The organism is Butyrivibrio sp. INlla16 (genome assembly GCF_900104155.1).
GTDB lineage: Bacteria > Bacillota > Clostridia > Lachnospirales > Lachnospiraceae > Butyrivibrio.
In genome coordinates, this window is record NZ_FMYB01000026.1 from 17140 (window position 1) to 29935 (window position 12796).

The following is a 12796-nucleotide window of genomic DNA, read 5'->3' on the forward strand; positions in this document are numbered from 1 at the left end:
ATCTGCGAAAAAATTCATAACTTGCACCAAATGCAAATGTTTCAGTGTAAAATAGCATCTATGAAAACGCGTGAGGAAGCACTAAAATATGGTCTGTCTTTTCCAGACACATGCCTGGGGCATTAGCGCAGTTGGGAGCGCATCACACTGGCAGTGTGGGGGTCACGAGTTCGAGTCTCGTATGCTCCATACTATTTGGAGAATAGAAGCTTTAGGGAACTTTTTGCATATAATTCTTAGCAAAAGTTCCCTAAAGCTGTTTTAGAAAAACGGTACATATGCCACAAATCTAAAATGAGCATTGATTTTCATGATGACATGAAATATACTTTAGAAAAACGGTACATGTACCGCAAATCTAAAATAGGAGCAAAGAAATGTATATTTCCAGACAACGATATTTGGATAGACTGATCAGTCATATGAACAATGGCTTGATTAAGGTTATTACTGGAATAAGGAGATGTGGAAAATCATATCTCTTATTTGAGATTTTTTATAACTACCTAATTGAACAGGGGATTCCGGAAGACAACATCATAGCAGTGCCACTGGATGATGAAGACTATGCTGATTACAGAGACCCCAAAAAACTAAATGAGTACATCAAGGGCAGGATTGTTGACAACAAGCAGAAATACTACGTTTTTATTGACGAAGCGCAGTATGCCATAACAAAAGAGGAAATGAAGAATCCGGATATTCCAATAAGGCTTTATGGCTTGTTGAACGGTCTGTTAAGAAAAGAAAATGTGGATGTATATGTTACTGGCAGCAATTCAAAATTTCTTTCGTCGGACGTAATGACTGAGTTCCGCGGAAGAGGGGATGAGATTCACATTGCACCACTGTCTTTTTCTGAGTATTTGCCTGCTTCCGGGAAAGATAAGTTTGATGCCTGGCAGGATTACACCTATTATGGTGGACTCCCTCATATACTTGCTGAGCCGGACGATCAGTCCAAAGCTTCTTACCTTGAGCGATTGAATAATGAAATTTACCTGCGTGATATCTGTGAGAGGTATGATATCCACGATGAAAATGGAATGGAAGAGCTGATGAAGTTGGTAGCTTCCGCAATAGGGTCTCTCACCAATCCGCAGAAGGTTTCAGATACTTTTGCCAGCAGTGGTCGTAAAGGGATATCTATGCCTACCATTGCCAATTATCTGAAGTATCTTCAGGAAAGCTTCATGATACAGAAGGCTGAACGTTATGACATCAAGGGACGTAAGTATATCAGCACTCCGGCTAAGTATTATTACACTGATATTGGATTAAGGAATGCCTTTCTGAATTTTAGACAGTATGAAGAAACTCATATCATGGAGAACATCATATACAATGAGCTGATCTATCGCGGATATAACGTTGATGTAGGAGTTGTAGAAATCAGAGTTGAAGAAGACGGAAAAAAGGTAAGGAAGCAGCTTGAAGTAGACTTTGTGGTGAATCAGGGAAGTAAAAGGTATTACATACAGTCGGCTTTTGCTTTGCCTGATAAAGAAAAGATGGATCAGGAGCAGGCTTCGCTCATAAAGATAGCCGATTCATTCAAGAAAATCATCATTGTAGGCGGGAATGCGAAGATATGGAGAAATGAGCAGGGAATCACAATAATGAGCCTGTTTGATTTTCTGCAGAATGAAGATAGTTTGGATTATTGAAAATTAAACCACAACATATTGTATTTGAACACTATAAATAGTACAATAATTTGTAGATGAAACTACTGACATGTTTTGATTGGAGGAAACGATGATTACTGAATTTCCGAAGCGACTGTTGATTGATGGTTTTGTTTACGAAAAGAAAAGTCCTCATAATGGCGGTGGAGCCTATTATGACTCCAAGGATAATCCATCTGAGATAACCAGCAAGTTCATCTGTCTGTATCCTAACGGAGAGCTCACATACAACTGGAACGGATTGGAGCAGAAGTGGAACAAGACATATTCAGTAATAAAAGAAATAGTATGAGCAACTAAACTTTTTGATATAGAAAAGACGAGAGGGCAGGAATCCTGCCCTCCGATTATTTTACAAACCTTTTATAATCCTGTCTGTCGTCAACTATGTATTCAATCTTGATTACTTTAGAATCGTAGTAAGTTTGGTAAACTGCCCAGAGATGACGCCATATGTGATATGCTCGGTATTTCTTGGGAAGATCTTCGAGCCTTCCAGTTCCGGCTTCTGGATTCTTTTCCAACGTATCAAGCATGGATTCGTAGTTGTCAATCAGATCGTTGGCAACTTCCGGACCGTTGTCTGCTTCACAGGTATCAACCCACATAAAGAGAATTTCCCTGGCTTCGGGGGATATATCAACAGTGTATTTATCCATTGTGCCTTGACCTCAATTCTGCAAGTACGTCACGTGCATTATAGTCGGGCCTTCCTGCGAGTCTTTTCTCTTCGATTTCTACAAGCTTTTCCCTAAGAGCAAGAGTGCGTTCTCTTTCGTCATAAGTTTCGATATCCATGACTACGAGATCACCTTCGCCGTTTTTGGTGAGGAAAACAGGGGATTTGGTCTCTTTGCACAGATCTGATATTTCATTGTAATTCTGTCTTATCTTAGCTGATGGTCTAATTATTGTCTGCATCAGATTACCTCCTATATGATAGTAGTATTATAACCATATTATAACTAAATTATGCTATATTGTAAATTGCGTAGACCAATTGTAGACTTTTTGTAGACCTGCAGTAGATTTTATTCTTAAAATAGCCATGTTATTATTATAATGCGCCAAGTGATATGAGATACGAAACATCCCACATCGCAAAGCGCATTTTCTTTTGCAAAAGAAATACGAACCAATTTGACGAATCACTGTGTTCTGACATTTGTGTCATAACCCAGTGATTTTTGTTTGCACAAAATCATGTGAAGAAGAGAGGAAAATAACATGGACTTTGAGACATTTAAAGAGAACCTTGCTAAGGACGTAAAGACAATTCTGGATGAGAGAACAGGCGGCAACACAACAGTTGAGACCCGCACAGTTGATAAGATGAATGAGACTTATGATGCAATCACGGTTAAGCCAGAGGACAGCATCATCGGAGTAAACCTCAATGCTTCCGCACTATATAAGGAGTATGAGGACGGAAGATCTTACGACACCATCGTAAACAGCGCTGCTGATGTAGCTTCAAATGCTCTTGATAACAAGCCGGCATTTGATGTGGATGCTTTCACTGATTATGACAAGATGAAGTCAACACTTGCCATGGAGGTTGTTTCCGCAGAAAGAAACGCAGAGCTCCTTGAAACTGTTCCCCATAAGAACATGGAGGACATGGCAGTTGTTTATCGCTTTGTTCTTGGAGATACTGAGGCGGGCACAGGAACAATCCTTGTGACGAATCAGATGGTTGATAACTACGGAATAACTGCTGATCAGCTCCACGCTGACGCTGTTCAGAACGCACCTGAGATCAGACCTCTTGTAATCCAGGGCATGGGGGAAGTGCTTGCCAAGCAGATGGGAGTTGATGATCTTGAGATGCTTGGTCTTAATATTCCACCTGAGCAGGAGCAGATGTTTGTTGCTTCTGTAGAGGGAAATGTCCACGGCGCAGGCGTTCTTGCGTACCAGGACTTCATGGACAAGGCTGCGGAAAGAGTCGATGGCTCTTTCTTTATTTTGCCCAGCAGCATCCATGAAATTCTGATCATTCCTGACAATGGTAAGTTTGATCTCCAGAGCCTTGAGAACATGGTAAAAGAGGTAAATGCCACAACTGTAGATCCTGCAGACCAGCTTACTGACAGCGTATACCACTACGATGCCCAGGATAAAGTGTTTGAGCTGGGTGAGAAGTATGTGGAGCGTCAGGCTGCAAAAGAGGCAGGAATCCATGAGACTTCTGAAAAGAAATCTCTCCTTGGAGACCTTAAGGCAGCCAGGGATGAGGCTTCCAAGCAGGTCAAGAAGGATGTTGTTGAAAAGGCCGCAAAGGCCAAGGGTGGCGAAGCCATCTGATAATCAAATTAGCTAAATAGACTTGGTGTTCCTTTCATTTTTCCTTTGTAAGTGGGCGCTGGCTTTGGGTATACCCCGGGCTGGCGCCTATTCTTTTCTAAAGGCTGGCACCAATTGTTGGAGGTTAATACAGATGTCACAGGCATATAACAGAGAAAAATACAGCGGAGGCAAGGCTTTTTGCGGAACAAGAGACCCGATTCCTACATCGGGAATGAAACCACATAACTGCAAGACTCCATGTCCATATGGTAACGGTACAACATTCTGCTTTCCGTGCATGGCTAAGATAATGGACGAGCACAGGCAGAATAAGAAGGCGGTGATGCTATGAACGAAGAAATATCGGAAAAGACCTGTCAGCTGGCCGCAGATACCGGTAAAATAACTGGACGGATTCTGTGGGCAATCCTCAAGGAATATTTAAGGAAACGTGCTGAGAAAAAAGCTCTTCCCAAAGAGGGCAAGCAGACAGTAAAAGAGCTTGTGAAACAGGGGCAGGGTGCCACCAGCATGGATGTTGATGGTGACAGCGTCCGTACATTCAAGCGCATAGCCAATAAATACGGCGTTGATTTTGCCATCGTAAAGCACAAGGATGTGGATCCGCCCAAGTTCACTGTCTTTTTCAAGGCAAAAGATATGGATGCCATCACTGCGGTGGTGCAGGACTACACTGCCAAGATAGTGAAGCGCCAGGATAAAGAAAAGCCCAGCGTTATCGCAAAGCTGCGTCAGCTCAAGGATTTCATTGCAAAGCATCCTCGCAAGGTAAAAGAGAAATTTAAGGAGAATGTCAGATGAACTCAAAGACCAAGAAGACAATTATCCTGAATATCCCGTACTTTGTAGTGGGTCTCTTTTGCACTAACTTTGGAGAAGCGTGGCGCATATCCTGGGGAACTACGGTTGCAGAAAAGGTTCAGGGCATGGTCATATACGGAGGATTCGGAGAAGCCTTTTCGAACTTTTTTCCAAGCTTTCATCCCTTTGACCTTGCTGTTGGAATAGCGTGTGGGGCAGCACTTAGGCTGGCGGTCTACCTTAAAGGTAAGAATGCCAGGCACTTTCGACACAACGTCGAATACGGCTCAGCCCGGTGGGGGAAACATGAGGACATAGAACCTTTTATAGACCCGGATTTTTTTAAGAACGTTATCCTGTCCCAGACGGAGCGCATTACCATGAACTCCAGGCCAAAGCTCTTTAAGTTTGCAAGGAATAAAAATGTGCTGGTCATAGGCGGTTCCGGTTCAGGTAAGACAAGATTCTTTATCCTGCCTAACCTCCTTCAGATGCATTCATCCTACGTGGTCACTGATCCGAAAGGGGATATCGTAAATCTTGTGGGCAAGCTCTTTGTGAAGGCTGGTTACAGGGTAAAGATCTTCAATACCATCAACTTTAACAAGAGTATGCATTATAACCCCTTCGCATATCTGCACTCGGAAAAAGATATATTGAAGCTGGTAACTACGCTGATGGTCAACACCAAGGGCGAAGGAACTCCCGGAGATCCGTTCTGGGAGAAAGCAGAAAAACTGCTGTATACGGCGCTCATTGGATATATCTACTATGAAGCACCGGAAGAGGAAAAGAATTTCAATACTCTACTGGAAATGATCAATTCCATGGAAGTCAGGGAAGACGACGAAAACTTCAAAAACGCAGTAGATATCCTGTTTGACAGGCTTGCCAAAAGAGATCCGGACCACTTTGCAGTAAGGCAGTATGTCAAATTTAAGATGGCTGCCGGCAAAACTTCGAAATCTATTCTCGTGAGCTGCGGTGCAAGACTTGCGTGCTTTGATATTAAGGCACTCAGAGACCTTACATCTTATGATGAACTGGAACTTGATACCCTGGGAGATAAAAAGACAATTTTGTTCCTGATCATGTCAGATACGGACGCAACATTTAACTTCCTGATATCTATGATCTACACCCAGATGTTTAATCTCCTTTGTGAAAAGGCAGATGATGTCTACGGTGGAAGGCTTCCTGTACATGTGAGATGCCTTATCGATGAGTGTGCCAATATCGGACAGATACCGAATCTTGAAAAACTTATGGCGACCATCAGAAGCCGTGAGATTTCTGCGGCGCTGGTGCTGCAGGCTAAGTCTCAGCTAAAGGCTATCTATAAAGATAACTGCGAGACCATCATAGGCAACTGCGACAGCCAGATCTTCCTTGGAGGCTCAGAGCAGACAACGCTTAAAGATCTCAATACCATTTTGGGTAAGGAGACCATTGACATGTACAACACCGGAGAATCCAGGGGGACATCCCAGAGCTACAACATGAACTACCAGAAGCTCGGTCACGACCTTATGAGCGTTGATGAGCTTGCTGTCATGGATGGCAGCAAATGTATCGTACAGGTGAGGGGCGTAAGACCTTTCCTGTCTGACAAATATGATCTTACGCAGCATCCTAACTATAAGTATACAGCGGATGCAGATAAAAAGAACTGGTTTGATGTGGAAAAATTTTTAAGCCACAAGCTGGTTCTGAAACGTGACGACGAATATGATGTCGTCACTGTAACAGAGGAAGATTAGAGCTTATTGCTGTGTCGATAAAGGGCATGGCTCTAAAAGCTTTATCTTATATGTATGGCCATACGCCGGAAATCAGTCGACGGGTTTCTGGCAGCAACTATCAACCGGCATTCCAGTAAACATGCGGAATGTCGCTAACAAACAAAAACTATTTGCAGAAAGGAGAGGGTGCTGCTATAATAGTTGCATACATGATGTAGCTAATATAGTAGCACCTATAATAGCTACTATGGCATTCTTCAATTCAGCGGTCGGCAGCTTGCAGACCATCGTAATCGCACTCGGCGCAGGCCTCGGAATCTGGGGCGTTATCAACCTTCTTGAAGGTTATGGAAATGACAATCCAGGCGCCAAATCACAGGGAATGAAACAGTTAATGGCTGGTGGAGGTGTGGCACTTATCGGTACTACACTTGTTCCTCTTCTTGCTGGATTATTCTGATTGAAAATAGCTATTATTCGTGATACTATATTCGTGAAAGGCAGGTGCCATCATGAATATAGACACGAATACTATGCTATCAATCACTGATGCAAATCATAACTTTTCCAAGGTAACTAAGGTCGTAGACAAGTATGGGTCAGCTCTTATCCTAAAGAGCAACGAACCGAAGTACATGATACTTGACCTTGCAAATGTAGACGAGAAGGCGCTTGAAGCCATAATGAAAAAGATCGCTAAAAGTGGAAAGAAAACAGATAGGTAAGGCATCTTGCATCCTTGAAGTTGTGGTTCATCCAGCGAAGATAATGAAAATTGAATATTGTAACCTTTAGGGGCTGATCATCATAACCGGTGGTCAGCCTTATTTTTTACAAAAAACTACTAACAATGAAAATTAGAGGAGGGGTGTTTTGGAGAGAGTATTACAAGAAATAGAAGAATACCTGAAGAACCTGATTATCCCTTACCTTATGAGTCACTTGAGCAACATGTTTGATTCTGTTAATTCAGAAGTCGGCAGCATTGCATCGGAGGTTGGAAGAACGCCTTCAGCGTTTTCGCCATCTGTGTTTGGAATGATACGCAATATCTCTGAAACAGTGATATTGCCAATAGCAGGAATAATATTGACGTTTGTTGCCTGTTATGAACTGATACAGCTGATCATAAGCTATAACAACCTGGCGAACTTTGAGACCTGGTTCATCTTTAAATGGATCTTCAAGACTGCCATTGCAGTGGAGCTGATAACACACACATTTGATTTTACAATGGCGGTGTTTGATGTGGCACAGCATGTGGTGGCAAGCGCGGGAAGTCTTATCGGAGCTTCGACAGCGGTTGATGCATCAGCGCTGGCTGGTATGCAGAGCACACTTGAAGCCATGGATATCTGGAGCCTTGTGGCATTGTATTTCCAGGTTTCCATCATCATGATAATAACGCAGCTTCTTTCAAAGATAATCTTTGTGATCATATATGTGAGAATGATTGAGATATACATGTATGTCTCAATGGCTCCGATCCCATTTGCTACCTTCGGGAACAGGGAGCAGAGCACAATCGGAATGAACTATGTTAAGAGCCTTTTTGCTCTTGGCTTCCAGGGATTTCTTATCATGATCTGCGTTGGGATATATGCGATGCTCATTCAGACACTTGCTTTCTCAAGCGATATAGTTGGCTCTTTATGGGGAGTCTTGGGATATACGATACTGCTGGCATTCTCACTGTTTAAGACAAACACAGTGGCTAAGGCGATCCTGCAGTGTCATTAACTTTAGGGAAGGAGGAAAACCAGAAATGAACAATTCAGCATGGATTTACATTTTTGGTTACTTATATGGCAGCTTCGTACATTAGTGTCCCCAGGGACTTAACAAAGGTAAAAAGCAAGATCTTATTTAACCTCACAAAAAGGCAGCTCATATGCTTTTCAGTGGCGGCACTCATAGGAGTTCCGTCATTTTTTCTTATAAAGAGCGTGGCTGAGGTAAACGTGGCAGTTATGGGAATGATGGTGATCATGATGCCCATCTTTTTCTTTGCCATGTATGAAAAGAACGGACGGCCTCTGGAAGTATACCTGGGGCACTTTATTGAGGCAATTTTCATAAGGCCCAAGAAGCGTCCGTACAAAACGGATAACTACTATGCAGCGCTTATGCGCCTTGCTAAAACAGAACAGGAGGTGGAGGAAATTGTTCGTGCTTCCATGGAACAGGGATAAGGAAAAAAGAGAATTTACAGTGCCGGAGGGCTTATCAAAAGAACAGCAGAAGGAAGTAAAAAGGATCATCAAGGAAGCCCAGAAAAATGACGGCACTCCAAGGACTGCACAGCAGACAATTACTTTTGACAGGATGTTTCCTGATGGCATCTGCAGAGTGGGGGATGATTATTATACCAAGACCATCCAGTTCCAGGATATCAATTATCAGCTTGCACAGCAGGAGGATAAGATGGAGATATTCGAGGAATGGTGCAGCTTCCTTAACTTCTTTGACAGCTCAGTGCATTTCCAGCTTTCATTCATGAACTTCGCTACGGAGATTGAGGATTTTGAGAAAAAGATAGCGATAGACCATCAGAACGACGGCTTCAATGAAGTAAGGGATGAGTATTCCGGAGTTCTTTTAAAGAACATGCAGGCTGGTAACAACGGTCTTACAAAAGTAAAATACATAAGCTTCGGGATCCATGCTGATTCCATGAAGTCAGCAAAACCCCGTCTGGTCCATATCGAGATGGATATCTTAAACAACTTTAAGAGGCTGGGAGTAAGAGCTGAAACGCTTGATGGAGAGCAGAGACTTGAGCTTATGCACAGGCAGATGCACATGGGAGATAATGCGAAGTTCCACTTTGACTGGAAGTACCTTGTGCAGTCGGGACTTTCTGTAAAAGATTTCATCGCGCCAAGTTCATTTGAGTTTCCAACAGGAAGATATTTCAAGATGGGCGATACCTGGTGTGCCATGAGCTTTCTTTCAATCGATGCATCAGATATCAGCGATAGGATGCTTGCAGATTTCCTTGGCATGGAGTCCAGCCAGATCGTTACAATGCATCTTCAGTCCGTGGATCAGAACGAAGCCATAAAGACTGTAAAGCATACGATCACTGAGCTCGACCGCTCCAAGATCGAGGAGCAGAAAAAGGCAGTGCGTGCCGGATATGATATCGACATCATCCCTTCTGACCTTGCTACTTATGGCAAGGATGCAAAAGACCTGCTAAAAGAGCTCCAGTCCCAGAACGAGAGAATGTTCCTTCTGACATTTATTATCATGAATACCGGAAGAACAAAGCAGGAACTGGAAAACAATATATTTCAGGCATCTTCAATAGCTCAGAAACATTCATGTAATCTGGTGCGTCTCGACTTCCAGCAGGAGCAGGGACTTGTAAGTACCCTTCCTCTTGCCTATAACGAAGTTGATATCCAGCGCGGCATGACTACTTCAAGTACAGCGATCTTTGTGCCGTTTACGACTCAGGAGCTGTTCCAGGATCACAAGGGTGCTCTATATTATGGACTCAATGCACTTTCAAACAATCTTATCATGGTTGACAGAAAGCTACTTAAGAACCCTAACGGCCTTATACTTGGTACTCCCGGTTCCGGTAAGTCTTTTGCAGCTAAAAGAGAAATCGCAAATGCATTCCTCGTAACTGACGATGATATCATCATCACTGATCCGGAAAATGAATATCGTGCAATGGTGGAATATCTTGGCGGACAGGTGGTAAGGATAAGTCCTACCTCTGACCAGTACGTCAATCCAATGGATATCACCATGAATTATTCTGAGGATGATAATCCTGTAATGCTGAAGGTTGATTTTATCCTGTCCCTATGCGAACTCATCATGGGCTGTAAGGACGGACTTCCGCCTACAGAAAGAACAGTCATCGACAGATGTGTAAGGTTAGTATACAGGAAATATCTGGAGGATCCAAGACCGGAGAACATCCCGATACTGGAAGATCTCTATAACCTTCTTTTGCAGCAGGAAGAGCCGGAGGCTAAGTATGTAGCCACAGCTCTTGAAATATATGTATCAGGATCCCTCAACGTCTTTAACCACAGGACCAACGTGGAACTTCATAACCGTCTGGTATGCTTCGATATCAAAGACCTGGGCAAGCAGCTTAAGAAGATAGGCATGCTCATTATTGAGGATCAGGTCTGGTGCAGGGTTTCGGAGAACAGGGAAGCAGGAAAGTCCACAAGATACTATATGGACGAGCTACACCTTCTTTTACGCGAGGAACAGACTGCAGCATACACTGTAGAAATCTGGAAGCGCTTCAGAAAGTGGGGCGGTATGCCGACAGGCATAACTCAGAACGTAAAAGACCTTTTGGCATCAAGGGAAGTAGAGAATATATTTGAAAATTCCGACTTCATTCTTATGCTTAATCAGGCCATAGGGGACAGGGCAATCCTGGCGAAACAGCTCAACATAAGTCCGCATCAGCTCTCATATGTGACACATTCGGGAGAAGGTGAAGGACTTATTTTTTATGGCAACGTTATACTGCCGTTTATCGACAGATTCCCGAAGGATACCAAGCTCTATGAAGTTATCAACACCAAGTTCATAGAGCAGAATAAAGTGGCAGATGAAACAACCGGTGCATGAGCACTGTAAATCGAGAGGAGAAGTTAAATGGATGAGGGATTATACACAAGAATTCCTTCCACGGATAAGGGGACAACCCCGGAGGGAGTGCAAACAGGAAGACTTAAGACCTATGGCAGGAAGCTGAAGAATAAGACAAGTGCCAGTAAGTATTATGGAGAGAAGATGGAAAAAAGACAGGGCGTAGATTATATTTTTGCCACACCTCATAGCATGGCTTTCAATCATGATGCCGACAAGGTTAAAAGAGCTTTCGAGGAACTGAGCAAGGCTGTGTATGCGGCCAGAGTTGACGTACATATTGATCTTGGATGTGAAATGTTCTGCCATCCGGGAAATGTATTAAACTGTATTAGTAAGCTAAAAGATGGGATTTATCCCTCATTTGGACAGTATGTGCTCACAGAGTTACCAACATATGGAATAGGCCTCAAGGATGCTCTTTTCTGTGTTAATAAATTACGCGAAGAGGGTTATACACCAGTGCTGGCCCATGTTGAAAGGTATGAGTTTACTGACGTTGAGAGTATTTCTTTTCTAAAGGAAAAGGGAGCTCTAGTACAGATAAATGCGTATAGCTTAAGCAAAATGGAATCAGCTTCAACGAGGAAGATTGCTACGGAACTTGTCAAATTTGGGCTTGTGGATTTCATAGGAAGCGATGCTCATAGGCTGGATCATAGGCCGCCTATGATAGAAGAGGGGGTCAGAAAGCTCTTAGAGCTTACTTCAGAAGAGCAGGCAATGTGGATCCTGGCAGGGAATCCCAAAGAGAGACTATTGCGAGGCTGTTGATTATAGATAGGATGGAGGAAATGACATGGCGGTAAAAGGAGCAGTTTTAGGCGATATACTTGGAGCACAGTTTGAGTTTGACAGGCCAAAGGATCTCGACTGGAAGAATGTACCTCTGGCAGAAGGCGATGCAATTGGTTTCACAGATGATACAGTAATGACTCTGGCAATAAAGAAAGCGTTGAAGACCGGAGCAGATCTGGTTGAGACCATGGTATCTATTGGCCGCGAGTATCCATTTGCCGGTTATGGCGGGAGGTTTTTCAACTGGATAAATGGGAATAACCATGAGCCTTACAACAGCTGGGGCAATGGCTCAGCAATGAGAGCATCCTTTGTGGGAGAGTTCTATGAGGACTACGACGAGATGCAGAAGATGGCTGAGGCCACAGCAGTTGTTTCACACAATCATCCTGAAGGAATCAAGGGAGCAGTTGTTACCGCAACCTGCATATGGATGGCAAAGCACGGTAAGAGCAAGCAGGAGATCTGCGATTACGTTCTGGAACAGTACCCGAAGGACGATTACGAGTACAGCATTGCCTACAGCCTTGATGAGATCAGACCTCGCTATAAATGGAATGAGAGCTGCCAGGGCTCAGTACCTGCAGCCATGAGATGTTTCTACGAGAGCAGTGACTATGAAAGCTTCATCCGAAATGTCTTTTCCCTGGAATGTGATTCTGATACCTTCGGAGCAATCGCTGGTGGCGTAGCAGAAGAGTTCTATGGCGGATTTGGAAGCGTTGATGCGGAAGGTTTACTGAAGAAGTATCTGACACCGGATTTGTATGAAATACTGATGATGTAATGAGCGAGAGCTGGGATAATGTTCCTGGCTCTTTTTCG

The 12796-nt window shown here is 43.3% G+C and carries 15 protein-coding genes and 1 tRNA gene; 14 read left to right on the top strand and 2 right to left on the bottom strand.

What is annotated here, in order from left to right; all coding sequences use genetic code 11:
- The first annotated feature begins 116 nt into the window (after positions 1-116).
- The 3 genes from BLR42_RS12775 to BLR42_RS12785 all read left to right on the top strand — a co-directional run bounded on the left by BLR42_RS12775 (position 117) and on the right by BLR42_RS12785 (position 1980).
- Positions 117-189: transfer RNA gene (locus tag BLR42_RS12775), tRNA-Ala, on the top strand.
- 188 nt (positions 190-377) lie between these two features.
- Positions 378-1667 carry an ATP-binding protein gene (locus BLR42_RS12780; protein WP_091869755.1) on the top strand — a complete coding sequence of 430 codons (1290 nt, stop codon included), beginning with the start codon at positions 378-380 and terminating at the stop codon, positions 1665-1667.
- Positions 1668-1758: 91 nt separating this feature from the next.
- Complete coding sequence (locus BLR42_RS12785) at positions 1759-1980, top strand: hypothetical protein (RefSeq protein ID WP_091869757.1); 222 nt, start codon at positions 1759-1761, stop codon at positions 1978-1980.
- Between the two features lie 55 nt (positions 1981-2035).
- Here the strand turns inward: BLR42_RS12785 and BLR42_RS12790 are convergent, their stop codons facing one another.
- The gene (locus tag BLR42_RS12790; RefSeq protein ID WP_091869760.1) at positions 2036-2347 is read right to left on the bottom strand and encodes a type II toxin-antitoxin system RelE/ParE family toxin; all 312 of its coding nucleotides are present in this window, start codon (positions 2345-2347) and stop codon (positions 2036-2038) included.
- Entirely contained in the window at positions 2340-2609 is a 270-nt protein-coding gene (locus BLR42_RS12795; RefSeq protein ID WP_091869763.1) for a type II toxin-antitoxin system prevent-host-death family antitoxin, read from the bottom strand. Before BLR42_RS12795 ends, BLR42_RS12790 begins: the two co-directional genes overlap by 8 nt.
- A gap of 306 nt (positions 2610-2915) precedes the next feature.
- Here BLR42_RS12795 and BLR42_RS12800 point away from each other — a divergent pair, with 306 nt between their 5' ends.
- From BLR42_RS12800 to BLR42_RS12850, 11 genes are all read left to right on the top strand, one after another.
- The gene (locus BLR42_RS12800; RefSeq protein ID WP_207648540.1) at positions 2916-3995 is read left to right on the top strand and encodes a DUF5688 family protein; all 1080 of its coding nucleotides are present in this window, start codon (positions 2916-2918) and stop codon (positions 3993-3995) included.
- Positions 3996-4128: 133 nt separating this feature from the next.
- Positions 4129-4329, top strand: coding sequence for a hypothetical protein (locus BLR42_RS12805; RefSeq protein WP_091869766.1), 201 nt, complete (start codon positions 4129-4131; stop codon positions 4327-4329).
- The gene (locus tag BLR42_RS12810; protein ID WP_091869768.1) at positions 4326-4799 is read left to right on the top strand and encodes a PcfB family protein; all 474 of its coding nucleotides are present in this window, start codon (positions 4326-4328) and stop codon (positions 4797-4799) included. Before BLR42_RS12805 ends, BLR42_RS12810 begins: the two co-directional genes overlap by 4 nt.
- Complete coding sequence (locus BLR42_RS12815; protein ID WP_091869772.1) at positions 4796-6559, top strand: VirD4-like conjugal transfer protein, CD1115 family; 1764 nt, start codon at positions 4796-4798, stop codon at positions 6557-6559. Before BLR42_RS12810 ends, BLR42_RS12815 begins: the two co-directional genes overlap by 4 nt.
- A 229-nt stretch (positions 6560-6788) precedes the next feature.
- Entirely contained in the window at positions 6789-7001 is a 213-nt protein-coding gene (locus tag BLR42_RS12820; RefSeq protein ID WP_091869775.1) for a Maff2 family mobile element protein, read from the top strand.
- A 52-nt stretch (positions 7002-7053) separates the two neighbouring features.
- Positions 7054-7266, top strand: a complete 213-nt coding sequence (locus tag BLR42_RS12825; RefSeq protein WP_091869778.1) for a type II toxin-antitoxin system prevent-host-death family antitoxin — start codon at positions 7054-7056, stop codon at positions 7264-7266.
- Between the two features lie 148 nt (positions 7267-7414).
- Entirely contained in the window at positions 7415-8281 is an 867-nt protein-coding gene (locus BLR42_RS12830) for a VirB6/TrbL-like conjugal transfer protein, CD1112 family (protein WP_091869781.1), read from the top strand.
- A gap of 65 nt (positions 8282-8346) precedes the next feature.
- Entirely contained in the window at positions 8347-8733 is a 387-nt protein-coding gene (locus BLR42_RS12835; protein ID WP_091869912.1) for a PrgI family protein, read from the top strand.
- Positions 8734-8752: 19 nt separating this feature from the next.
- Complete coding sequence (locus BLR42_RS12840) at positions 8753-11152, top strand: VirB4-like conjugal transfer ATPase, CD1110 family (RefSeq protein WP_091869915.1); 2400 nt, start codon at positions 8753-8755, stop codon at positions 11150-11152.
- Positions 11153-11179: 27 nt separating this feature from the next.
- The gene (locus tag BLR42_RS12845; protein ID WP_091869784.1) at positions 11180-11947 is read left to right on the top strand and encodes a CpsB/CapC family capsule biosynthesis tyrosine phosphatase; all 768 of its coding nucleotides are present in this window, start codon (positions 11180-11182) and stop codon (positions 11945-11947) included.
- Positions 11948-11972: 25 nt separating this feature from the next.
- A complete protein-coding gene (locus BLR42_RS12850; RefSeq protein WP_091869787.1) occupies positions 11973-12758 on the top strand; it encodes an ADP-ribosylglycohydrolase family protein in 786 nt (261 codons plus the stop codon).
- Positions 12759-12796 lie beyond the last annotated feature (38 nt).